Raw genomic sequence first — 21,363 nt, 5'->3', positions numbered from 1 at the left:
TGACTGAGGTCGCAACCGCCACTTACTTGCCGACCGGCTAGTTGCGTACAGTGGAGACGGTAGGACGTCAACTAGCCGGGCGTCAAGTAAGCAAGGCCGCGGCCCGACGGGGGCCCGGACACGGACACAGGAGACGACCATGGGCAGCACAGCGCGCGGAGGCGAGCCGAAGGCGCGCCGGGGAGACACCCGCCAGCGCATCCAGGACGTCGCCCTGGAGCTCTTCGCCGAGCGCGGCTACGAGAAGACCTCGCTGCGGGAGATCGCCGAGCATCTCGAGGTCACCAAGGCCGCCCTGTACTACCACTTCAAGACCAAGGAGGACATCCTCCTCAGCCTCTTCCAGGACCTCGGACGGCCGCTGGACGAGCTGATCGCCTGGGGCGCGGAGCAGCCCCGCACCCTGGAGACCAAGCAGGAGCTGCTCCGCCGCTACAGCGCCGCGCTGACCAACGCCGCCCCGCTGTTCCGCTTCATGCAGGAGAACCAGGCGACGGTGCGCGAGCTGAGCAGCATCGGCCAGCTCTTCAAGAACCGGATGTTCGCGATGTCCGATCTCATCCGGGAGCACGACGCCTCACTGTCGGACCAGGTCCGCTGTGTGACCGCGCTGTTCAGCATGCACGCGGGACTGTTCGCCCTGCAGACGATCGAGGGCGACCCCGAGGACAAGCGCAAGGCTGCCCTCGAAGTCGCCCTCGATCTGGTGACCCAGGCCCATCAGGGTCAGTAGCGGATGCCACGGTCCTTCATGTAGCGGCCGGTGTCGTAGGCCGAGCCGTAGTCGGGGGTGCTGCGGCCCTCGAAGTGCAGGTGCGGGCCGGTGGAGTTACCGGTGGAGCCGGAGAGGGCGATCTCCTCGCCGGTCTTCACGGTCTCGCCGATCCAGGCGCGGATGTCCGACAGGTGAGCGTACTGGGTGTAGCTGCCGTCGTCGTGCTTGATCACGATGGCGTTGCCGTACGCCGGACCGTCACCGCCGCCGTTCGGGCCCGCCTTGACGACCACACCGTCGTGGACGGCGCGCACCGAGGTGCCGGTCGGTACGACGAAGTCCTGGCCGCTGTGGTTGTTGGTCCACAGGGCGCCCGCGCGGCCGAAGGTGGCGCCGAGCGTGTACTTGGCGACCGGGGTCACCCACGTGTCCTCGGCGGCCTTGGCCGCGGTGACCTTGGTGGCCGCCGCCTTCTCGGCGGTGACGGCCTTCTCCACGGCGGCGGCCTGGGCCTTCACCGAGGCACCGAGGGAGGCGGCGGAGCTCACCGTCAGGGTGTCGGTGCTCTTGGCGGCTTCGGCGGCGAGCGCCGCTCCGGCACCGAGCGCGACCGAGGCGCTCACGCCCGCGGCGACGACGGCGACGCGGGCGCGACGGCCGGAGAGGAGAGAGGAACGGCGGAATATGGCACGCGGCGACATAGAGAAACGACCTCCAGAACGTCAGGGATACCGGCTGGGGGCCGGAGCAGACGCTCCTTGGTATCCCGTCACCACGATTCCGCCAAGATAAGTCTCTACTAAGTAGGCCAGTAGATATTTAAGGGTCAGGATTCCTTTCCCGATCACCCTCCAGGCCGGTTAAAGAGGTCGCAAAAATAGGTCTGAGCTGGAGATTCACGGCAAGTTGATCAATGGGTGAAAACTTGGCCGCCCACTATGCGACCTCACCCCTAATTCCCGTAGTAGGCCCGTAGTGGGCTGTGCCGCATATCACCGGGCCATAAGATCGAATTCCCTTCCGGCGGGACTTACGGCCGTCCGTTTCAGGACCAAGGCCCCGCCCGCCGGCGGCCCCCGGAAATCCGGTCGCCACCCCCGTCCGCAGCCGCTAGCGTCCGGCCATGACCACTGCCGACAACGCCCCCGACTGGCTGACACGCAACCGGGAGAACTGGGACGACCGGGTCGCGGTCCACGCCGCCAGCGACTTCTACGATCTGGCCGGGTTCCGCGCGGGAGCCTCCACCCTGCGCCCCTTCGAACCGACGGAGCTCGGTGACGTACGGGGCAGACGGCTGGCGCACCTCCAGTGCCATATGGGACAGGACACCCTCTCCTGGGCCCGCCGCGGCGCGGAGGTGACCGGCCTGGACTTCTCCGAGCCCGCCGTGCGCACCGCGCGCGGCCTGGCCGGGGACATCGGCCTCGCCGACCGGGCACGGTTCGTCGTCTCGGATGTGTACGCGGCCGTCGAGGCCCTCGGCGGGGCGCGGTTCGACATCGTCTACACCGGACGCGGCTCCCTGCTCTGGCTGCCCGACCTGGTCCGCTGGGCGCGGGTGGTGTCCGAGCTGCTGGTGGACGGGGGCGCGCTGTACCTCGTGGAGTTCCACCCGCTGACCGACACCCTCGACGACGACGGCACCCGCGTCGTCGAGGACTACTTCCAGCCCGGGGCCGAGACCTTCGACTCCCCGCACACCTACACCGACGGTCCGCCGCTCACCAGGACCCTCTCCGTGCAGTGGCTGCATCCGCTGGGCGAGGTGGTGACCGCCCTGGCCGGGGCCGGACTGCGGATCGAGTTCCTGCACGAGCACCCGACCACGGCGTTCCAGCGCTATCCGGCGCTGGAGCGCGACGAGACGCGCGGGTACGCGTTCCCCGAAGGGCATCCGCGGATTCCGCTGATGTACTCGCTCCGCGCGGTGAAGGACGGCGGCGACCGCTGACCGGACCGGCCGCGGCGACCGCCGTATGACCGGTTCGGCCCACCCGTAATGCCTGGGCTGTTGGGAGTTGAGAATATTATCCCGATTCGCTGCACCCAGAACGAGGAGAGCCGGTCATGTCGAAGCGACTGCATGTGGGCAACCTGAGCTACCAGGTGACGAAGGACGACTTGGCGACCCTGTTCGGGCAGATCGGTGAGGTGCTGGACGCCACCGTCATCACCGACCGGGAGAGCGGCCGCTCCCGTGGGTTCGGTTTCGTGGAGATGGAGGACATGGCAGCCGAGAAGGCTATGTCCCAGCTCGACGGGCAGGAGATGAACGGGCGGACGGTGACGGTGACCGAGGCCCGCGCCGTCTCGCGCGGTGGACGGTGAGCGTGCCGTTCGCCACGTATCACCGCTAGGACTTGCAAGGGGTGCAGTATGCCGTGGTGGGATGGTCCGATGCGATCCCCCACACGCATATCTCCACCCCGTCCCCGGAATTCTCACACCGATGTAACCAGCACGGATTTGAACGACATCGCACACCTGCCCGCGTACGACGACACGTACGACAGTGCCCATGACTTCGCGCGCCTCGGCGCGCAGCACCCGGCCCAGGACGCCGCCCCAGCGCCCGACCCGGCCGTGTACAGCAACCCGTATGACGAACTGGCCGAGTTGGCCGACCCGTACGACCCGGACGACCCGCTCGGTCTCGGGCTGAAGGCCGATGACGAGGACGGCGCCGACGGCGAGGGCACCGAGGACGAGCCGTGGACGCCGCCCAACCACCGCCGCCGCTCCCGGCGCGCCCGCAACCGCTTCGCGGCCGTGCCGATCGCGGCGAAGCTGGTGATCGGCGCCCTGGTGACGACCGCTCTGCTGCTGCTGGCCGACCGCTGTGCCGTGATGTACGCGGAGAAGAAGGCCGAGGAACAGCTCCAGAAGAAGATGGGGCTGGCCACCGCGCCGAACGTGACCATCCACGGCTTCCCGTTCCTCACCCAGGTGTGGGACAAGCACCTGGACCGGGTCGACGTCACGGTGCCCGATGTGGCGGCCGACCGGGTCTCGCTCGCCGAAGTGAGCGCCAGGGCCGAGGACATCACCCTCACCGGCGATCTGCCCAGCTCCATCCACGGCGCCGTGGCGGGCCAGATGAAGGGCGATGTGCTGCTGGCCTTCGAGGACCTCAACCGTGAACTGGGCGCCTCCCAGGTGAAGTTCCGGGCCACCGGCCCCGAGTCGGTGCGCGCGGACGGCAAACTCCCGGTCGCGGGACAGCAGGTGACGATGCACGCCATGGCGAAGATCCGCCGTGACGGGGACCGCGGAATCTCCACGAGCGTCAGCGGAATGCGCCTGGACATGCCCGGGGTCGCCACCTACCGCCCCGGCCGCGACGAGGGACTGCGACTGCACCGCAAGACCGCGGAACGGATCAGCCGGGACGCCGAGAAGGCCAAGGCGCTGCTGACGGTGGGATCCGTGGCGCGGCAGCTCGGGGTGGAGCCGGAGTCCGCTGGGCAGTCGCTCCCGCAGAACGAGCGGGTGGAGCGGATCACCAAGTCACCGAAGTTCATCCCGGCGCTGATGAAGGTCAACTTCGTCGATCTGGTGGCCGAACACCCCCAGTTGGTCAAGAAGCTGGGGATCAACCCGGCGGTGGCCTCCGCGCTGACCAAGCTGAAGGTGCCGGAGCTCTCGGAGAAGCTGTCGCTCTCCTTCCAGATGCCGAAGAAGGCCAAGGGCATCCACATCCAGAACATCCATGTGAAGCCGGAAGGCATCGTGGCCGACCTGGTCGGCACCGAACTGCACCTGGGCAAGACCCGCTGAGAGCCTCAGCCCGCCGGCCCCGCCTCGCCGGGCGGGGCCGTCGGCGCTCCCGGGAGCCGGATCCAGGCGACGGTGCCGCCGCCCGCCGCGGGCCGCAGCCCCACCTCGCCACCGGACTGCTGGACGGCACGGGCCACGATCGACAGCCCCAGACCGGAGCCGGGGAGGCTGCGGGCGGACGGGGAACGCCAGAACCGCTCGAAGACATGCGGCAGTTCATCGTCCGCGACACCCGGCCCCCGGTCCCGTACGGTCAGCTCCCCGCCGCTGAGCGCGACATCGACCGCGCCCCCCGGAGGGCTGAACTTCACGGCGTTGTCCAGGAGGTTGACCAACGCCCGCTCCAGGGCCGCCGGTTCCCCGCGGACGTACCAGGGGTCCAGCGCCGCGTCGACGGTCAGCCCCACCCCGCGCAGCCGGGCCCGCTGCACCGCGGCCAGCGCCACCTCGTGCAGCGCGACCACCTGGAGCGGTCCGCTGCCGGGCAGCGCGTCCGGCCGGGCCAGCTCCTGGAGATCGCCGATCAGCGCGGCCAATTCGGTGACCTGCGCCTTCACACTCGACATCAGCGCGTCCCGGTCGGCGGGCGGCAGTGCGCGGCCGGTCTGCTCACTGCGCACCAGCAGTTCCACATTGGTGCGCAGCGAGGTGAGCGGGGTGCGCAACTCATGTCCGGCGTCCGCGATCAGCTGCTGCTGGCGGTCGCGTGAGGAGGCCAGGGCGGCCGCCATGGCGTTGAAGGACCGGGACAGCCGGGCGATCTCGTCGTCGCCCTCGGCCGGGATCCGCACCGCCAGGTCCTCGGTGCGGGCCACGTGCTCGACCGCCTCCGCCAGCCGGTCCACCGGTTTGAGCCCGGTGCGGGCGATCCACAGCCCCGCCGCCCCGGCGCCGAGCACACCGACGCCCGCGACCACCAGCATCACCAGGGCGAGAGTGCCCAGCGGTTCGGTGACCTCGCTCAGCGGCCGGGAGACGGACACCGTCAACGGCGGGATGCCGCCCTGCGGTGAGGTGACGAAGGTGTACACCCGCATCCGGGTGCCGTCCGCCGCCCTGCCGTCGTGGGTGACGTCGTTCAGCCGCCCCCGGGCCACCGCGATGTCGTCCCCGGTCACCTTCACCGCACGGGAGCCACGGGCGACGCACCGGTCCCCGTCGGAGAGCACGAGCTGTACGTCGGAGGCGCCAGGCCGGGATCCGGCGCCCGGCTGGGACTGGGGCGAGCAGGTGCTCTGCGCCTCCACCAGATCGCGGACGTAGACGCCGGAGACGTCGTGGAGCTTGTCGTCCAGCGCGCCCGTGAGCTGCTCCCGGGTGACGAACCAGCAGGCGAACGCGGACAGCGCCACCGCGACCGCGACGGCGACCGCGGTCAGCAGCGCCAGCCGGGAGCGCAGCGGCAGCCGTGCGCGCAGCGGACCGCCCCCGGTCACGAGGGATCGCCGTCCCCGGGGCGCAGGACGTAGCCGACGCCGCGGACGGTGTGCACCAGCCGTGGTTCACCGCCCGCCTCCGTCTTGCGGCGCAGGTACATCACGTACACGTCGAGCGAGTTGGACGAGGGCTCGAAGTCGAAGCCCCACACCGCCTTGAGGATCTGCTCGCGGGTGAGCACCTGTCGGGGGTGGGCGAGGAACATCTCCAGCAGGGTGAACTCGGTCCGGGTCAGCTCCACCCGGCGCGCGCCGCGCGTCACCTCGCGGGTGGCCAGGTCCATCCGCAGGTCGCCGAAGGTGAGCGCGTCGTCCTCGGTAACCGCCTCGTGCGCGGCGGCGGCGTAGGAGCTGCGGCGCAGCAGGGCGCGGATCCGGGCGAGCAGCTCATCGAGTTCGAAGGGTTTGACGAGGTAGTCGTCGGCGCCCGCGTCCAGCCCGGTGACCCGGTCACCGACGGTGTCCCGCGCGGTGAGCATCAGCACCGGGACGGTCACCCCGGACGCGCGCAGCCGCCGGGCGGCCGTCAGCCCGTCCATCCGGGGCATCAGCACATCGAGGACGATCAGCTCGGGGGCCCAGCTCGCGGCCTTCTCCAGCGCGTCCAGACCGTCGACGGCGACCTCGGTCGTGTAGCCCTCGAAGACCAGACTGCGGCGCAGGGCTTCGCGGACGGCCGGCTCGTCGTCGACGATCAGGATGCGGGCGGGCTGATCGCCCTGGTCGGCGGGGGTCATGGGCCGGTTTCCTCACAGATGACGGTGGGGCGGTGCTCCCCGCCGGCGGGGCCGCTCCGCCCCGGACGGTGGCGGGCGTCGCTGCCAGCCTCGCACGGCGGGCGCCGCGGCGGTGGTCAGGAGTCGGCTCCGCCGTCCCGCAGGGTGTCGAGATCGGCCTTGAGGGTGTTGACCGGGATGGAGAAGCCGAGGCCGACGCTGCCCGCGGAGCCGCCGGAGGCGCGCTCCGAAGCCGATGAGTACATCGCCGAGTTGATGCCGATGACCTGGCCCTTCATATTGATCAGGGCACCGCCGGAGTTGCCGGGGTTGAGCGAGGCATCGGTCTGGATGGCCTTGTAGGACGTGGTGGAGGAGCCGACGTCGCCGTTGTACTGGCCGCCGTCGAACTCGAAGGGCCACCGGCCGCCGTCCCCTCCCCGGCCCCGGTCCTGGCCCTCCCCCGTGGAGACGGTGACCTTGCGGTCGAGCGCGGAGACGATGCCGCTGGTGACGGTGCCGGTCAGCCCCTCGGGCGAGCCGATGGCCACCACCTGGTCGCCCACCTGGACCTCGCTGGAGTCGCCGAGGGTGGCGGGCTTGAGCCCGTCGGCGTCCTTCACCTTGATCAGCGCGAGGTCCTTGCCGCTGTCGGTGCCGATGACCGACGCGCTCCTGGTGCTGCCGTCGCTGAAGGACACCTTGACCGAGTCCGCGCCGGAGATCACGTGGTTGTTGGTGATGATCTCGCCGTCCCGGGTGAGCACCACACCGGAGCCGGTGGACTTGCCGGCGGCCGAGGAAGCGCTGATCTCGACGATGCTCGGACTCACCGCCGCGGCCACCGCCGAGACCCCGCTGTCACTGCCGGAGCCGGTGTTGACGACCGGAGTGGAGACCTCGGCGGCGGGTTTGTCCGCGGCCTGGACGACCAGCGCCGACGCCCCGCCGCCGACCAGCGCGGAGGCCACCGCCACCGCCGCGATCAGCGCCAGGGAGCGCGGTGCGCGGCGCCGGGCGCGACGGCCGCCGGGCGGCGGACCGTCCGGGAGAGCGGCGGTGGTGCCCCCGCCGCCGTCCGCACCGCCCGCACCGCCCGGACCCGGCCACACGGTGGCCCCGGAGGGCGTGATGACCGGCTGCGCGGGCGGGTACGCGGGCGGCACCGGGTGGCCCGGCGTACCGCCGTAGGAGAAGGGCTGGGGCTCGTCGTCGCGGCTGTGGCGCGTGCTGTCCGTCATGGTTCGACGGTGTCGCGGCCGGATGAGAGCAGCGTGAGGAGCCGCTGAGAAGCCCGGCAGAAACCGGTATGCCCGGGATAAGGACGCCGGCCGCGGCGGTCACGGCCGCCCGGCCGCGGGCCCGTTCCGGCTCGGGGTCAGGCGCAGCCGCAGGAGCGCCGGATCACCAGCGCCGACGGGAACTGCTTGACCCGCTCCCGGCGCGAACCGCCCCGTACGCCGTCGTCCAGCACCAGGTCCACCGCGGCCCGCGCCATCGCCGGGCGGTCGGAACCGACCGTGGTCAGCGGCGGATCGGTGAGCCCCGCCTCCTTCACGTCGTCGAAGCCCGCGACCGCCAGCTCGCCGGGGACGTCGATACGCAGTTCGCGTGCCGCCCGCAGCACACCGAACGCCTGGTCGTCGGTGGCGCAGAAGAGCGCGGGGGGCCGGTCGGGGCCGGCCAGCAGGTCCAGGGCGACCCGGTAGGCGTCGTAGCGGTTGTACGGGGCGTGGAAGAGCCGTCCCTCGGTGGACCGTCCGGCCTCCTGCATGGCCCGGCGCCAGCCCTCGACGTGGTCGGTCACCGGGTCGCCGACGGTGGGCGTTATCTCGGTGCCGCCCAGACAGGCGACGTACGGGTGGCCGTGCTCCAGCAGATGGCGCACCGCGAGCTGGGCGCCGCCGACGTCGTCCAGCACCACGGCGACATCGTCGATGGCCTCGGGGCGCTCGTGGAGCAGCACCACCCGGGCGTCCCACGCCTCGATCTCGGCGGCGGCGTTCTCGCTGGGGCCCTGGCTGATCAGGATCAGCCCGGACACCCGCATCCCCAGGAAGGCGCGCAGATAGTGCACTTCGCGGTCGTCGAGGTAGTCCGAGTTGCCGACCAGGACCATCTTTCCGCGCTCGGCCGCCGCCTGCTCGACGGCGTGTGCCATCTCCGCGAAGAACGGCTGCCGGGCGTCCGGGACGATCAGCCCTATGAGGTCGGTACGGCGGCTCGCCATCGCCTGCGCGACGCGGTCCGGCCGGTAGCCGAGCTCCTTGATCGCGGCAAGCACCCGCTCGCGCGTGGCCGGGGCGACCGGCCTTGGTCCGTTATTGATGACGTAGCTGACGACCGCGGTCGAGGTCCCCGCCAGTCTTGCCACATCATCCCGCGTCACCTTGGCCACGCGCGGCAGTCTACGCGGGTCCAGCTAGGTATTGGCCGGTCGTGCGCCGGCCGCTTCGGCCGCGGTCCGCGCACCGCCCCCGGGGACCTCGCGGGCGGGCTTCGGCGCCGACGCCTTGGCCCTGGCCTCCTCGGCGGCGCGCTCGACCTTCTCGGGCACGACGAACCGGTAACCGACGTTCCGGACGGTCCCGATGAGGGACTCGTGCTCCGGCCCCAGCTTGGCCCGCAGCCGCCGGACGTGGACGTCGACGGTGCGGGTGCCTCCGAAGTAGTCGTAGCCCCAGACCTCCTGGAGCAGCTGGGCGCGGGTGAAGACGCGGCCGGGGTGCTGGGCCAGGTACTTCAGCAGCTCGAACTCCTTGAATGTGAGATCGAGCACACGCCCCTTGAGCTTGGCGCTGTAGGTGGCCTCGTCGACCGAGAGATCACCGTTGCGGATCTCCATCGGGCTGTCGTCGGTGGTGATCTGCTGACGGCCCATGGCCAGTCGCAGCCGGGCCTCCACCTCGGCCGGACCCGCGGTGTCCAGCAGAACGTCGTCGATGCCCCAGTCCGCGGTGACGGCGGCGAGTCCGCCCTCGGTCACCACCAGGACCAGCGGACAGCCGGGGCCGGTGGACCGCAGCAGCTGGCACAGGCTGCGCACCTGCGGCAGATCGCGGCGGCCGTCGATCAGGATGACGTCGGCGCCCGGGGTGTCCACCAGGGCCGGGCCCTCCGCCGGGGCGACCCGCACGTTGTGCAGCAGCAGGCCGAGGGCGGGGAGCACCTCCGTCGAGGGCTGGAGTGCGTTGGTCAGCAGCAGGAGGGAACTCATCGTCCACCACCCGCCTCGGTCGTGGTCCTGACATTGAGCACGCTTCGCTCGCCCATTACCTCGGTTCCTCCTCGGTCCCTTGCGAGAGGGGGCACCTCCCAGGCAGCGCCTGGGGGAGTCTGCGGCTACTTCTCCGGCTACTTCTTCGTGTCCGCGGTCCGCGCCCTCGAAGGCTTGTGCCCGCTCCTGCGCACACCGTGCCCCTGAAAGCACAAAAGGACCCGGGGGCAACGCTGCCCGGATCCTCTTCACAGCAGAATAACCCACATGACACCCGGAGGAGAGGCTCGATCTGCTCGCCGTTCCGTGCCGTCGGTCACTGCGCGCGATCACAGGGCCACCCTGCTGACGGCCGACGGGGTACCGATCGAGGCCCGTTACGAGCCGCCCCCGCCGGCCGCCGCGGCGGCCGGGGACGGCCTTGCGCTGGTGGTCGCGCACGGGTTCACCGGTGCGCTGGAGCGCCCGGCGCTGCGGCGGGTGGCGCGAGCGTTCGCCCAGCGTACGGCCGTGATCACGTTCTCCTTCCGAGGGCATGGACGGTCCGGTGGGCGGTCCACGGTGGGCGACCGGGAGGTACTGGACCTCGCCGAGGCGGTGCGCTGGGCCCGGCGGCTCGGCCATCGGCGGGTCGCCACGGTGGGCTTCTCGATGGGCGGCTCGGTGGTGCTCCGGCAGGCCGCGCTCCAGGGAGCGGACTTCGAAAATCAGCCGTCCGAGGGAACCGTGAGCGAGGAGCACGGGGGGCGCATGGGCGCGCGCGCCGATGCCGTGATCTCCGTGAGCGCCCCCGCCCGCTGGTACTACCGGGGAACCGCTCCGATGCGCCGGGTGCACTGGGCGATCACCCGCCCGGCCGGACGGCTGGTCTCCCGCTACGGGCTGGGCACCCGGATCGACGGCCGCGGCTGGGACCCCGAGCCGCTGCCGCCGGTGGCCGCGGTGCCGCTGATCGCACCGACCCCGCTGCTGCTGGTGCACGGTGACCGGGACCCGTACTTCCCGCTGGACCATCCACGGATGCTGGCGGGCGCGGCCGATCCGTCGTCCACAGAGCTGTGGATCGAGCCGGGCTTCGGCCACGCCGAGACGGCGGCGCCGGACGCCCTGCTGGAGCGGGTGACGGACTGGGCGCTGGCCCGCGCCTGAGCGGCACCGGGCCCCAGCGGTCCCCGGGACCGGCGCCGCGACCGTCCTACTCCGCCTCGACCGCCGCCTCCGCGAACTGCGCCGTGTACAGCCGGGCGTAGGCACCCTCGGCGGCCAGCAGCGCGTCATGGGTGCCCTGTTCCACGATCCGCCCGTTCTCCATCACCAGGATGACGTCGGCGTCGCGGATGGTGGACAGCCGGTGCGCGATCACGAAGCTGGTCCGGCCCGTCCGCAGTGAGGCCATCGCCCGCTGGATCAGCACCTCGGTGCGGGTGTCCACCGAACTGGTCGCCTCGTCCAGCACCAGGATCGACGGCTCGGAGAGGAACGCCCGGGCGATGGTGATCAGCTGCTTCTCACCGACGCTGACGTTGGAGCCCTCCTCGTCGATCACCGTGTCGTAGCCGTCGGGCAGGGTCCGCACGAAGCGGTCGACGTAGGTGGCCTTCGCGGCCGCCACGATCCGCTCGGAGCTCGCGCCCTCCGCGCCGTACGCGATGTTCTCCGCGATGGTGCCGCCGAACAGCCAGGTGTCCTGGAGCACCATGCCGATGTGGGAGCGCAGATCCTCCCGCGACATCGCGGCGATGTCCTCCCCGTCCAGGGTGATCCGTCCACCGCTGACCTCGTAGAACCGCATCAGCAGATTGACCAGGGTGGTCTTCCCGGCGCCGGTCGGCCCGACGATGGCCACGGTCTGGCCGGGCCGCACCGACAGCGTGAGGCCGTCGATCAGCGGCTTCTCCGGCTGGTAGCGGAAGGAGACCTCCTCGAACTCCACCTGGCCGCGCACGGCCTCCGGCCGCGGCGCGCCCTCGGGGTCCGGGCTCTGCTCCTCGGCGTCCAGCAGTTCGAAGACCCGCTCGGCCGACGCCACCCCGGACTGCACCAGATTGGCCATCGAGGCGACCTGGGTCAGCGGCTGGCTGAACTGCCGGGAGTACTGCACGAACGCCTGCACATCACCGATGGACAGCGCGCCACTGGCCACCCGCAGCCCGCCGACGACCGCGACCAGTACGTAGTTGAGGTTGCCGATGAACATCATCGCGGGCTGGATCAGCCCGGAGATGAACTGGGCCCGGAAGCCCGCCTCGTACAGCTTCTCGTTCTGCTCGCGGAACAGCTCCGCGGACTCCTTCTCCCGCCCGAAGACCTTCACCAGCGAATGGCCGGTGTACATCTCCTCGATATGGGCGTTGAGCGTGCCCGTGGTCTTCCACTGGCTGACGAACTGCGGCTGCGCCCGCTTGCCGATCTTGGTGGCGACCACCACCGACACCGGCACGGTCACCAGCGCCACCAGCGCCAGCAGCGGCGAGATCCAGAACATCATCGCCAGCACCCCGATGATCGTCAGCAGCGAGACCATGATCTGGCTCAGGGTCTGCTGGAACGTCTGCTGGATGTTGTCGATGTCGTTGGTGGCGCGGGAGAGCACCTCACCGCGCGGCTGGCGGTCGAAGTACGCCAACGGCAGCCGCGCCAGCTTGTGTTCGACGTCCTCGCGCAGCCGGAAGACCACCCGCTGGACCACCACCGTGGCCACCCGCGCCTGGACCAGGCCCAGCAGCGAGGCGAAGACGTAGATCGCCAGCACCCACAGCAGCACATCGCCGACCGCGCCGAAGTCGATGCCCCGGCCGGGGTGGACGTCCATGGAGGCGACCATGTCGGCCAGCGTGTCCTCGCCGTCCCGGCGCAGCCGCTCGACAGCCTGCTCCCTGGTGACGCCGTCCGGCAGCTCCCGCCCGATGATTCCCGCGAAGATCAGGTCGGTCGCCCTGCCGAGGATCAGCGGACCCAGCACCGACAGCGCGACGCTGACCGTGCACAGGGCCAGTACGACCAGCACGATCCCGCGCTCGGGGCGCAGTCTGCCCAGCAGCCGGCGGCCGGAGCCACGGAAGTCCATGGACCGCTCGGTGGGCTGGCCGCCCATGAAGCGGGCGGGCCCGGCGGCGGGAGCCGGGCCCCTGCGGGGCGCCGGGGTACTCATGGGCGGTCCTTCGGGGGCGCGGACGGGAACGACGGGCGGCGGGGGCGGCCGGGCGGCGGGCCGCTCATGCGGCCTCCTGCTCGGTGAGCTGGGAGAGCACGATCTCGCGGTAGGTCTCGTTGTCCGCCATCAGCTCGGTGTGGGTGCCGGTGCCCACGACCCGCCCCGCGTCGAGGACGACGATCTGGTCGGCGCCGCGGATGGTGGAGACCCGCTGGGCGACGATGACGACGGTGGCGTCCCGTGTCTCGTCCGTCAGCGCCGCCCGCAGCCGGGCGTCGGTGGCGTAGTCGAGCGCCGAGAAGGAGTCGTCGAAGAGGTAGACCGAGGGCCTGCGGACCAGGGCGCGGGCGATGGCCAGCCGCTGCCGCTGGCCGCCGGAGACATTGGAGCCGCCCTGGGCGATCGGGGCCTCGAGCCCGCCCTCCATGGCTGCCACGAAGTCCCGCGCCTGGGCGGTCTCCAGGGCCTGCCACAGCTCCTCGTCGGTGGCGTCCGGTTTGCCGTAGCGCAGGTTGGATCCGACGGTGCCGGAGAAGAGGTACGGCTTCTGCGGTACGAGCCCGATGGACTGCGACATGATCTCGGTGTCGAGGTCGCGGACGTCCACCCCGTCGATGTGGACGCTGCCGTCGGTGGCGTCGAACAGCCGGGGCACCAGCCCCAGCAGGGTGGACTTGCCACTGCCGGTCGAGCCGATCACGGCGGTGGTCCGGCCGGGCCGGGCGATCAGCGAGATCTCGCGGAGCACGGGCTCCTCGGCACCGGGGTAGCGGAACTCCACACCGCGCAGCTCCAGCAGACCCCGTCCGCCGCCGGTGGGCGCGGGCGGGACGGGCACCAGCGGCGGAACCACACTGGTCCGGGTGTCCAGCACCTCCTGGACGCGCTCGGCGCAGACCTCGGCGCGCGGCACCATCATGAACATGAAGGTGGCCATCATGACGGCCATCAGGATCTGCATCAGATAGCTGATGAACGCGGTCAGCGCGCCGATCTGCATTCCGCCGCTGTCGATCCGGTGTCCGCCGAACCAGACCACGGCGACGCTGGAGACGTTCACCACCAGCATCACCGCGGGGAACATCAGCGCCATCAGCCGCCCGGCGCGCAGCGAGACGTCCATCAGCTCGCCGTTGGCCCCGGTGAAGCGGTCGCGCTCATGGCTGTCCCGGACGAAGGCGCGGATGACCCGGATCCCGGTGATCTGCTCGCGCAGCACCCGGTTGACGGTGTCGATGCGCTCCTGGACGCCGCGGAACAGCGGGCGCATCCGGCGGACGATCAGGGTGACGATGACACCGAGGACCGGGACGATCAGCAGCAGCAGTCCGGAGAGCGGGACGTCCTGGTTGAGGGCCATGATCACTCCGCCGACGCACATGATCGGCGCCGAGACCATCAGCGTGAAACCCATCAGGCACAGCATCTGCACCTGCTGGACGTCATTGGTGGTGCGGGTGATCAGCGAGGGCGCCCCGAAGTGGCCCATTTCACGGGAGGAGAAGGACTGCACCTGGTCGAAGACCGCGGCCCGGACGTCCCGGCCGAGCGCCATGGCGGTGCGGGCGCTGAAGTAGACGGCGCCGATGGCGCACACGATCTGCGCCAGCGTGACGGCGATCATGAAACCGCCGATGCGCAGGATGTAGCCGGTGTCCCCCTCCACCACCCCGCCGTCGATGATGTCGGCGTTGAGCGAGGGCAGATAGAGCGTGGCCAGCGTCTGCACCAGCTGCAACAGCACGATCAGCGCGATCGTTCGGGCGTGGGGCCTGAGATACCCCCGTATGAGTCGGACCAGCACACCGAAACAGTAAGCGAGGACACCGACAGCGGGCCTCTCATTTCCCTCGGACCGCCGGTGGTCCGGACCGGTGCCCGCACCCGTCATCATGGAGGCGGCAGTAGACGGGAAGGGATCGCGATGGCGATGAAGAACGCGCCCGCCGGCACCATCCGGTACTGGGCCGCGGCCCGCGCCGCGGCCGGTACGCAGGAGGAGCCGTACGCGGCGGCGACGCTGGCCGAGGCGCTCGACGCGGCCCGGCGGCGGCACACCGGGCGCCCGGAGTTCGCGCGGGTGCTGATGCGCTGTTCGTTCCTGGTCGACGGCACGCCCGTCGGCACCCGCGACCACACGACGATCCAACTGGCCGAGGGCGGCACGGTCGAGGTGCTCCCGCCGTTCGCAGGAGGGTGACCCCGAGGTCATGAGCAACCAGCCGCACGACCCGCAGCATCCGCAGAACCCGTACGAGCCGCATGGTCCGTACGGGTCCCCGGAGACGCCGTACGGGGGACAGCAGCCGCCCGCCGACCCCTACGGGAGCTGGGACCAGGGCGGGTACGACCAGGGCTACGGCCAGACGGGACAGCAGCCGCGGCAGGGTCAGGAGTACGGCGGTCACGCCCCGCACCCGGGCTACGGCACGCCGGACCAGCACCCCCGGCAGGGCCCGGCACAGGGCCACGGTCAGGCCGCGCACCAGCCGCAGCAGAACCCGGCCCACGGCGGGCAGGCTCACCCCCCGCACCCCGGCCAGTACACCCAGCCCGCCCCGCACCAGCAGTCCCCGGACCGGCAGGCCCAGCACGCCCCGCACCCGGGGTACGCCCCGCAGCAGGCGTACGGCCGGCAGCCCGGCGGCCCGTACGCGGACCCGTACGCCGCCGCGCCGCAGGGACACCAGCAGCAAGGCCACGCACCGCAGGGCCACGCGCAGTCGCAGGGCCACGCGCCGCAGGGACACCAGCAGCCGCAGGGACACCCCCAGCCACCGGCCCACCCGCAGCAGTCGTACTCCCCCGGCTGGGACCAACGGCACCAGCCGCAGCCCGCCGCCGCGTTCGCGGCGCACGGCCCCCAGGGCCCCGCGCCCGTCACCGCCGCCCCGGCGGCCATGGCGGGCCCCGCCGGACCGGAGCACCCCTCCGCGGCGGCGCCCGCCGCGCCCGAGGAGACGTCCCGGCCGCTCACGGCCGCCGAGAAGGCCCGTGCCGAGGGCCGTCCGCAGATCCTCCACCCCGGGCTGGTCCCGGCCGCCCTGACCTCCGCCATCGCCGCCGCCCTCGCGGGGGCCGCCCCACTGGGCCGCCCCGCGGTCGCCGTCGTGGTGGCGCTGCTCCAGGCGGTCACGGCGGCGGGCTGGTTCCGGCTGAACGGGATGTGGCCCGCCCGGCAGGGCATCGCGCTCGCCTTCGCGGGCGGGCTGGCCGCGACCGCCGGACTGCTCGCCACCGAGCGGACGCACGCCCCGACCGTGGTCATCGGCACGCTCGGGGTCTGGCTGCTGCTGGTGCTCGTACTCCAGCTGCGCAGCCACAGTTCACCGGACGAGCGGCTCTACGGGCTGACCGCCACCGTGGCCTCCACCGCCCTCGCCGTGATCGCGGCCGGGTACCTGGCCACGGCCGCCGAGTCCACCGACGCCGTGGTGATCGGCGCGGCCGGAGTGGCCGGGGCCGTGCTGGTCCGCGCGGTGCCGCTGCCGATCGCCGCCTCCGTGGTGGTGGCGCTGCTCGCCGCCGCGGGCGCGGGCGCCGGGGCCGGACAGCTCACCGGCACCGGCACCACGGACGCCGCGCTGCTGGGACTGGCGGCCGGGGCGTGCGCGCTGATCGGCCACCGGGTGGCGAGCTACGACTACCCGTCCCGTTTTGTCCATATGACCGCCGGGGTGGCGCTGCCGCTGGCCGCCGCCGCTCCCGTCGTCTATGTGATCGGCCGCGCACTGATCTGATCCCCGGCCCCCTGGCTCATCGCTCCGGTTAGGCTCACAACCTCAGGCGAGCGCCTGACCGAGAGCCAGGGGGACCCACCGCACATGCGCGCACTACGCATCACACTGATCGTCGCCGTGATACTCGGCGTTCTCTTCGTCGCCGCGGACCGCATCGCGGTGAGCATCGCCGAGTCCAAGGCCGCGGACAAGATCAAGACCTCGCAGGGGCTGACCGGCACCCCCGATGTCTCGATCAAGGGCTTCCCGTTCCTCACCCAGGTCGCGGGCAAGGAGCTGGACGAGGTCGACATCAGCATGGAGGGGCTGACCACGGACGCGGGCAACGGCCGCAGCGTGCGGGTCTCCGAACTCGATGCCCAGCTCCACACGGTGGGCATCTCGGGCGACTTCTCGTCCGCCACCGCCGACCGCGCCACCGGTACGGCCCACATCAGCTACGCGGACCTCTCGCGCGCGGCGGGTCCGGGGATCACGGTCGCCTACGACCCGTCCGGTACCAACCAAGTCAAGATCACCGGCAGTCTGCTGGGCTTCTCCCTCACCGCGCGCTCCACCATCACCGTGGTCGACGGCGACACCATCAAGCTGCACGCCGAGTCCGTCCCCGGAGGCTCCGTCCCGGGCTGGGAGGAGAAGGTCCGGGAGCGCACCGACATGGAGCGCCAGGTGGAGGGGCTGCCGCGGGGGATGCGGCTGGACACGGTGAAGACCGACAAGGACGGCATGGACATCTCGGTCACGGGGCAGAACGTCGAACTGGCGGGCTGAGCCCGGCGGACGAAGCGGTACCGGCCACCCCACGGGCCACCCCGGCACCCCCGGCCGGGGACCGTCCGCGGACCAGGTGATCCCATGCAGTGAGACGCCTCGTCCGCGACAGCGAGCGCGCGGGTCGCCGCGCGGCTCCGCGACCGCCCCCACGGGGCACTCCTCCACCCCGGTCCCGAATAGTGGACAATCACGTCTCACTATCCGACACGCCGGTGACACGCCCACCGGTCCGTCCCTACGATCGGACGCATGAAGCGACAGGCGGATCTCACGAAGCGGCGGGCAGTCGACCTGTGCCGCGTCGCCGCCATGCTCTGTCACGCCGTCTGAGACGAGGACGCGTGGCCGCCGACGAGATGCCCCCGGCCCGCCCCTCCTCGGCCCGTCAGCCGGATCTTCCCGCACTCCGCTCGTACGCTCGCAACCGAGCCCGCCTCGGGCCGTCCGAGCGTATGACCACCGCCGCAACTGCCCCGGAGGAGAGACACATGAGCCGCAGTGACGTCCTGGTGGACGCCGACTGGGTACAGGCCCGCATCGATGACCCCAAGACGGTCATCGTCGAGGTCGACGAGGACACCTCGGCCTACGACAAGAACCACATCACGAACGCCATCCGGATCGACTGGAAGCAGGACCTCCAGGACCCGGTGCGCCGTGACTTCGTCGACCAGGCCGGTTTCGAGAAGCTGCTGTCGGAGAAGGGCATCGCCAACGACGACACGGTCGTCCTCTACGGCGGCAACAACAACTGGTTCGCGTCCTACGCCTACTGGTACTTCAAGCTCTACGGCCACCAGGACGTGAAGCTGCTCGACGGCGGCCGCAAGAAGTGGGAGCTGGACTCCCGCGACCTGGTCGCCGAGGTCCCGGACCGCCCGGCCACCCAGTACAAGGCCAAGCCGCAGGACGCCTCGATCCGCGCGTTCCGCGATGACGTCGTCGCCGCCATCGGCTCGCTCAACCTGGTGGACGTCCGCTCCCCCGACGAGTTCTCCGGCAAGCTGCTCGCCCCGGCCCACCTCCCGCAGGAGCAGTCGCAGCGTCCGGGCCACGTCCCGAGCGCGCGCAACATCCCGTGGTCGAAGTCGGCCAACGACGACGGCACCTTCAAGTCCGACGCGGAGCTCAAGGAGCTCTACGAGGGCGAGGGCGTGGACCTGTCCAAGGACACCATCGCCTACTGCCGCATCGGCGAGCGCTCCGCCCACACCTGGTTCGTCCTGCACGAGCTGCTCGGCCAGTCCAACGTCAAGAACTACGACGGTTCCTGGACCGAGTACGGCTCCCTCGTCGGCGTGCCGATCGAGCTCGGCGCCAACAGCTGACCCCCTCACCCCCGACGTAAGGACAGACATCCATGTGTGGAGCCCAGGCCGGCGGTCCCGACGCCTCGACGATCAAGCCCGGTGAGACCACGATCCAGGGGTCGGTGACCCGTGACGGCGAGCCGGTGACCGGCTACGTCCGCCTCCTGGACAGCACCGGCGAGTTCACCGCCGAGGTCCCCACCTCCGCGACCGGACAGTTCCGCTTCTACGCCGCCGAGGGCACCTGGACGCTGCGCGCCCTGGTCCCCGGCGCCACCGCGGACCGCACGGTCGTCGCCCAGAAGGGCGGTCTGGCGGAGGTCGCCATCACCGTCTGACGCCCCACCGCGCGTCATACGCACGGCGGGAGGGCCGTACCCCGGGGTTGGACGCCTCGGCGGGGTACGGCCCTCCCGTCCGTCGTGCCGGGCCCCGCGGGCGCGGTCCAGGAGCTGCCCCCGCCGCACCCCCGGACGTATCCTGGGACCATGTACGCGCGACGCCGCCACGCATATTTCTTCCTGATGGGCGCGTGTCTGACGCTCTTCATCTCGGCGTGGGCCTTCGTGCGCCTGTGGTCGGTTCCGGCGGCCGTCGTGATGTGCATCGTCGCCATGGTGATCCCCCCGTTCGCGGCCATCGTCGCCAACCGCCGGGGACCCGACGACCACTGGTGGGACGAGTCGGGGGACGAGGAGTCCGACCGGTGGTGGCGGGAGCTGGACGAGCACAACCACCGCCACTGACCCGGGCCCCGCTCCGCCCCGAGGAGCTCCGTGCCCGCCCGTCCCGTCAGTAGACGAGCGCCTGCACGCCCTCGGGCATGATCTCGCTCACGAAGACCTGGGAGCCCGCGATCCGCGCCCCCTCGATCAGGTCCTTCTCCTCGATGTCCCGGCGGGCCGCGCACTGCGTGCACACCGTGAGGGTGCCGCCGCCCGCGAGAACCCCCTCGATCAGCTCCGGCAGCGGCGCCGCGTGCGGCAGCTCGAACTCCGCCGCCCGCCCCGGCAGCGCGAACCACGCGGACTCACCGGTCAGCCACAGCGAGACCTCCACCCCGCTCGCCACGGCCACCGCCGCCACCGTGAACGCCTGGGAGCACCGCTCGGGCGCGTCCGCGCCCGCCGTCACCTTGATCACCAGCTTCTTCGCCATACGGCAAGCCTAGGCTCGGGGCCTCGCGACGCCCGCCGCCGGACCGCCGACTAGACTCGGCTCCGGTCCGTCATCCGTTCCGCCGTCCCTCCGCCGCCCGCGGAGCCGGGGGACACACGCCGTTCGAGGAGCGCGCCCGTGCTTGAGGCAGTCTTCACCACGCTGATGATCCTGGTCGCCGTCGCCACCCTTGGCTTCTGCGCACTCACCTGGAAGAAGCTGTTCCAGGGCCAGCGCTGATCCGCGCTCCCCGCACCACCGTCACCGACCGCCCTCGAAAGATCGCCTGAGCCCATGATCGAGATTCCGTCCGACCTCCACCCCGACCTGGTGCCGCTCGTCTTCCTCCTGGGCAACTGGGAAGGCGCCGGTGTCTCGGACTTCCCGGGCGCCGAGAAGTGCAACTTCGGCCAGGAGGCGACCTTCACCCACGACGGGCGCGACTTCATCGAGTACGTCTCGCACACCTGGGTGCTGGACTCCGAGGGCAAGAAGGTCCGCCCGCTGGAGTCCGAGTCCGGCTACTGGCGGATCGACAAGGACCGCAAGGTCGAGGTCGTGATGTGCCGCGACCAGGGCATCGTCGAGGTCTGGTACGGCGAGCTGGCGGACGGCAAGCCGCAGATCGACCTGGCCACCGACGCCGTGGCGCGCACCGCCGCCGCCGGGCCCTACGCGGGCGGCAAGCGGCTCTACGGCTACGTCAACAGCGATCTGATGTGGGTGGGCGAGAAGGCCACCCCCGAGGTCGAGCTGCGGCCGTACATGTCGGCGCACCTGAAGAAGGTCGTCGACCCGCGCGAGTGGGCCAAGGACCTCAAGGACCTGCCCGACGACGGGATCGCCTTCTTCCGCTGAGCCTCCACCGGGCCCCGCCTACACTGGGCTCGTGGCGACCACCGACTGGAAGACCGATCTGCGGGAGCGCGGCTACCGGCTCACCCCGCAGCGTCAGCTCGTGCTGGAAGCAGTCGATCACCTGGAGCACGCCACTCCGGACGACATCCTCACCGAGGTGCGCCGTACGGCGAGCGGCGTCAACATCTCCACGGTCTACCGCACGCTGGAGCTGCTGGAGGAGCTGGGCCTGGTCAGCCATGCCCATCTGGGCCATGGCGCCCCCACGTACCACCTCGCCGACCGGCACCACCACATCCACATGGTGTGCCGGGACTGCACGGATGTGATCGAGGCCGATGTGTCGGTGGCCGAGGCGTTCACCCGGCGGCTGCGGAGCGACTTCGGCTTCGACACCGATATGAAGCACTTCGCGATCTTCGGCCGGTGCGCCGACTGCACCGCCAAGCAGAGCCCCGGGCCGGGCTCCGGCGACTCCGCCGAGGGCCGAGTGGCCAAGTCGTAG

At 71.2% G+C, this 21,363-nt stretch carries 23 protein-coding genes; 14 read left to right on the top strand and 9 right to left on the bottom strand.

Annotated features, from left to right (window positions below):
* Window positions 1–139: 139 nt before the first annotated feature.
* Window positions 140–733, top strand: coding sequence for a TetR/AcrR family transcriptional regulator (locus AC07FT_RS31035; RefSeq protein ID WP_479179293.1), 594 nt, complete (start codon window positions 140–142; stop codon window positions 731–733).
* On the opposite strand, the gene AC07FT_RS31030 is transcribed toward AC07FT_RS31035, so the two are convergent.
* A complete protein-coding gene (locus AC07FT_RS31030) occupies window positions 727–1,416 on the bottom strand; it encodes a M23 family metallopeptidase (protein ID WP_254750567.1) in 690 nt (229 codons plus the stop codon). The genes AC07FT_RS31035 and AC07FT_RS31030 overlap by 7 nt on opposite strands.
* Before the next feature lie 422 nt (window positions 1,417–1,838).
* On the opposite strand from AC07FT_RS31030, the gene AC07FT_RS31025 reads away from it, so the two are divergent.
* From AC07FT_RS31025 to AC07FT_RS31015, 3 genes are all read left to right on the top strand, one after another.
* Window positions 1,839–2,669 carry a class I SAM-dependent methyltransferase gene (locus AC07FT_RS31025; RefSeq protein ID WP_479179292.1) on the top strand — a complete coding sequence of 277 codons (831 nt, stop codon included), beginning with the start codon at window positions 1,839–1,841 and terminating at the stop codon, window positions 2,667–2,669.
* A gap of 116 nt (window positions 2,670–2,785) precedes the next feature.
* Complete coding sequence (locus tag AC07FT_RS31020; protein WP_254750571.1) at window positions 2,786–3,046, top strand: RNA recognition motif domain-containing protein; 261 nt, start codon at window positions 2,786–2,788, stop codon at window positions 3,044–3,046.
* A 138-nt stretch (window positions 3,047–3,184) separates the two neighbouring features.
* Window positions 3,185–4,495 (top strand): LmeA family phospholipid-binding protein, encoded by a 1,311-nt coding sequence (locus tag AC07FT_RS31015; RefSeq protein ID WP_479179291.1) that lies wholly within the window; start codon window positions 3,185–3,187, stop codon window positions 4,493–4,495.
* Window positions 4,496–4,500: 5 nt separating this feature from the next.
* On the opposite strand, the gene AC07FT_RS31010 is transcribed toward AC07FT_RS31015, so the two are convergent.
* The 5 genes from AC07FT_RS31010 to AC07FT_RS30990 all read right to left on the bottom strand — a co-directional run bounded on the left by AC07FT_RS31010 (window position 4,501) and on the right by AC07FT_RS30990 (window position 9,864).
* Window positions 4,501–5,931 carry a sensor histidine kinase gene (locus AC07FT_RS31010; RefSeq protein WP_479179290.1) on the bottom strand — a complete coding sequence of 477 codons (1,431 nt, stop codon included), beginning with the start codon at window positions 5,929–5,931 and terminating at the stop codon, window positions 4,501–4,503.
* The gene (locus AC07FT_RS31005) at window positions 5,928–6,668 is read right to left on the bottom strand and encodes a response regulator transcription factor (RefSeq protein WP_254750577.1); all 741 of its coding nucleotides are present in this window, start codon (window positions 6,666–6,668) and stop codon (window positions 5,928–5,930) included. Before AC07FT_RS31005 ends, AC07FT_RS31010 begins: the two co-directional genes overlap by 4 nt.
* A gap of 116 nt (window positions 6,669–6,784) precedes the next feature.
* Window positions 6,785–7,888: a S1C family serine protease gene (locus tag AC07FT_RS31000; protein ID WP_479179289.1), complete on the bottom strand. Its 1,104-nt coding sequence runs from the start codon at window positions 7,886–7,888 to the stop codon at window positions 6,785–6,787.
* 137 nt (window positions 7,889–8,025) lie between these two features.
* On the bottom strand, window positions 8,026–9,045 hold the full coding sequence (locus tag AC07FT_RS30995; protein WP_479179287.1) for a LacI family DNA-binding transcriptional regulator: 1,020 nt from the start codon (window positions 9,043–9,045) through the stop codon (window positions 8,026–8,028).
* Window positions 9,046–9,069: 24 nt separating this feature from the next.
* On the bottom strand, window positions 9,070–9,864 hold the full coding sequence (locus tag AC07FT_RS30990; protein ID WP_471205764.1) for a response regulator transcription factor: 795 nt from the start codon (window positions 9,862–9,864) through the stop codon (window positions 9,070–9,072).
* A 267-nt stretch (window positions 9,865–10,131) separates the two neighbouring features.
* On the opposite strand from AC07FT_RS30990, the gene AC07FT_RS30985 reads away from it, so the two are divergent.
* Window positions 10,132–11,013: an alpha/beta hydrolase gene (locus AC07FT_RS30985; protein ID WP_479179285.1), complete on the top strand. Its 882-nt coding sequence runs from the start codon at window positions 10,132–10,134 to the stop codon at window positions 11,011–11,013.
* Window positions 11,014–11,059: 46 nt separating this feature from the next.
* On the opposite strand, the gene AC07FT_RS30980 is transcribed toward AC07FT_RS30985, so the two are convergent.
* Both AC07FT_RS30980 and AC07FT_RS30975 read right to left on the bottom strand, forming a co-directional pair.
* A complete protein-coding gene (locus AC07FT_RS30980; protein WP_479179283.1) occupies window positions 11,060–13,015 on the bottom strand; it encodes an ABC transporter ATP-binding protein in 1,956 nt (651 codons plus the stop codon).
* Between the two features lie 64 nt (window positions 13,016–13,079).
* Window positions 13,080–14,822, bottom strand: a complete 1,743-nt coding sequence (locus AC07FT_RS30975) for an ABC transporter ATP-binding protein (RefSeq protein WP_471205770.1) — start codon at window positions 14,820–14,822, stop codon at window positions 13,080–13,082.
* A 120-nt stretch (window positions 14,823–14,942) separates the two neighbouring features.
* On the opposite strand from AC07FT_RS30975, the gene AC07FT_RS30970 reads away from it, so the two are divergent.
* The 7 genes from AC07FT_RS30970 to AC07FT_RS30940 all read left to right on the top strand — a co-directional run bounded on the left by AC07FT_RS30970 (window position 14,943) and on the right by AC07FT_RS30940 (window position 19,588).
* A complete protein-coding gene (locus AC07FT_RS30970) occupies window positions 14,943–15,218 on the top strand; it encodes a MoaD/ThiS family protein (RefSeq protein WP_471205772.1) in 276 nt (91 codons plus the stop codon).
* A gap of 10 nt (window positions 15,219–15,228) precedes the next feature.
* The gene (locus tag AC07FT_RS30965) at window positions 15,229–16,758 is read left to right on the top strand and encodes a hypothetical protein (protein ID WP_479179282.1); all 1,530 of its coding nucleotides are present in this window, start codon (window positions 15,229–15,231) and stop codon (window positions 16,756–16,758) included.
* 84 nt (window positions 16,759–16,842) lie between these two features.
* Window positions 16,843–17,529 carry an LmeA family phospholipid-binding protein gene (locus AC07FT_RS30960; protein ID WP_479179281.1) on the top strand — a complete coding sequence of 229 codons (687 nt, stop codon included), beginning with the start codon at window positions 16,843–16,845 and terminating at the stop codon, window positions 17,527–17,529.
* Between the two features lie 252 nt (window positions 17,530–17,781).
* Window positions 17,782–17,862 carry a putative leader peptide gene (locus AC07FT_RS30955; RefSeq protein WP_362448143.1) on the top strand — a complete coding sequence of 27 codons (81 nt, stop codon included), beginning with the start codon at window positions 17,782–17,784 and terminating at the stop codon, window positions 17,860–17,862.
* Between the two features lie 158 nt (window positions 17,863–18,020).
* Window positions 18,021–18,860, top strand: a complete 840-nt coding sequence (locus AC07FT_RS30950; protein ID WP_254750599.1) for a sulfurtransferase — start codon at window positions 18,021–18,023, stop codon at window positions 18,858–18,860.
* A gap of 32 nt (window positions 18,861–18,892) precedes the next feature.
* Window positions 18,893–19,180 carry a DUF1416 domain-containing protein gene (locus AC07FT_RS30945; RefSeq protein WP_201881375.1) on the top strand — a complete coding sequence of 96 codons (288 nt, stop codon included), beginning with the start codon at window positions 18,893–18,895 and terminating at the stop codon, window positions 19,178–19,180.
* A gap of 150 nt (window positions 19,181–19,330) precedes the next feature.
* The gene (locus AC07FT_RS30940; RefSeq protein WP_479179280.1) at window positions 19,331–19,588 is read left to right on the top strand and encodes a DUF3099 domain-containing protein; all 258 of its coding nucleotides are present in this window, start codon (window positions 19,331–19,333) and stop codon (window positions 19,586–19,588) included.
* A gap of 46 nt (window positions 19,589–19,634) precedes the next feature.
* On the opposite strand, the gene AC07FT_RS30935 is transcribed toward AC07FT_RS30940, so the two are convergent.
* The gene (locus AC07FT_RS30935; RefSeq protein WP_471205779.1) at window positions 19,635–20,000 is read right to left on the bottom strand and encodes a DsrE family protein; all 366 of its coding nucleotides are present in this window, start codon (window positions 19,998–20,000) and stop codon (window positions 19,635–19,637) included.
* Between the two features lie 294 nt (window positions 20,001–20,294).
* On the opposite strand from AC07FT_RS30935, the gene AC07FT_RS30930 reads away from it, so the two are divergent.
* Both AC07FT_RS30930 and AC07FT_RS30925 read left to right on the top strand, forming a co-directional pair.
* Window positions 20,295–20,858: a heme-binding beta-barrel domain-containing protein gene (locus AC07FT_RS30930; RefSeq protein ID WP_254750603.1), complete on the top strand. Its 564-nt coding sequence runs from the start codon at window positions 20,295–20,297 to the stop codon at window positions 20,856–20,858.
* Between the two features lie 31 nt (window positions 20,859–20,889).
* On the top strand, window positions 20,890–21,363 hold the full coding sequence (locus tag AC07FT_RS30925; protein WP_471205781.1) for a Fur family transcriptional regulator: 474 nt from the start codon (window positions 20,890–20,892) through the stop codon (window positions 21,361–21,363).

This window comes from Streptomyces sp. NPDC045899 (assembly GCF_056431485.1).
This window is presented reverse-complemented; position numbering and strand designations above follow the sequence as displayed.

What these genes read in the sequence shown, in the direction of transcription:
- AC07FT_RS31035 (WP_479179293.1), top strand. Translation starts at nt 140, where the DNA reads ATGGGCAGCACAGCGCGCGGAGGCGAGCCGAAGGCGCGCCGGGGAGAC.
- AC07FT_RS31030 (WP_254750567.1), bottom strand. Translation starts at nt 1,416, where the DNA reads ATGTCGCCGCGTGCCATATTCCGCCGTTCCTCTCTCCTCTCCGGCCGT.
- AC07FT_RS31025 (WP_479179292.1), top strand. Translation starts at nt 1,839, where the DNA reads ATGACCACTGCCGACAACGCCCCCGACTGGCTGACACGCAACCGGGAG.
- AC07FT_RS31020 (WP_254750571.1), top strand. Translation starts at nt 2,786, where the DNA reads ATGTCGAAGCGACTGCATGTGGGCAACCTGAGCTACCAGGTGACGAAG.
- AC07FT_RS31005 (WP_254750577.1), bottom strand. Translation starts at nt 6,668, where the DNA reads ATGACCCCCGCCGACCAGGGCGATCAGCCCGCCCGCATCCTGATCGTC.
- AC07FT_RS31000 (WP_479179289.1), bottom strand. Translation starts at nt 7,888, where the DNA reads ATGACGGACAGCACGCGCCACAGCCGCGACGACGAGCCCCAGCCCTTC.
- AC07FT_RS30990 (WP_471205764.1), bottom strand. Translation starts at nt 9,864, where the DNA reads ATGAGTTCCCTCCTGCTGCTGACCAACGCACTCCAGCCCTCGACGGAG.
- AC07FT_RS30985 (WP_479179285.1), top strand. Translation starts at nt 10,132, where the DNA reads ATGACACCCGGAGGAGAGGCTCGATCTGCTCGCCGTTCCGTGCCGTCG.
- AC07FT_RS30980 (WP_479179283.1), bottom strand. Translation starts at nt 13,015, where the DNA reads ATGAGTACCCCGGCGCCCCGCAGGGGCCCGGCTCCCGCCGCCGGGCCC.
- AC07FT_RS30970 (WP_471205772.1), top strand. Translation starts at nt 14,943, where the DNA reads ATGGCGATGAAGAACGCGCCCGCCGGCACCATCCGGTACTGGGCCGCG.
- AC07FT_RS30965 (WP_479179282.1), top strand. Translation starts at nt 15,229, where the DNA reads ATGAGCAACCAGCCGCACGACCCGCAGCATCCGCAGAACCCGTACGAG.
- AC07FT_RS30960 (WP_479179281.1), top strand. Translation starts at nt 16,843, where the DNA reads ATGCGCGCACTACGCATCACACTGATCGTCGCCGTGATACTCGGCGTT.
- AC07FT_RS30955 (WP_362448143.1), top strand. Translation starts at nt 17,782, where the DNA reads ATGAAGCGACAGGCGGATCTCACGAAGCGGCGGGCAGTCGACCTGTGC.
- AC07FT_RS30950 (WP_254750599.1), top strand. Translation starts at nt 18,021, where the DNA reads ATGAGCCGCAGTGACGTCCTGGTGGACGCCGACTGGGTACAGGCCCGC.
- AC07FT_RS30945 (WP_201881375.1), top strand. Translation starts at nt 18,893, where the DNA reads ATGTGTGGAGCCCAGGCCGGCGGTCCCGACGCCTCGACGATCAAGCCC.
- AC07FT_RS30940 (WP_479179280.1), top strand. Translation starts at nt 19,331, where the DNA reads ATGTACGCGCGACGCCGCCACGCATATTTCTTCCTGATGGGCGCGTGT.
- AC07FT_RS30935 (WP_471205779.1), bottom strand. Translation starts at nt 20,000, where the DNA reads ATGGCGAAGAAGCTGGTGATCAAGGTGACGGCGGGCGCGGACGCGCCC.
- AC07FT_RS30930 (WP_254750603.1), top strand. Translation starts at nt 20,295, where the DNA reads ATGATCGAGATTCCGTCCGACCTCCACCCCGACCTGGTGCCGCTCGTC.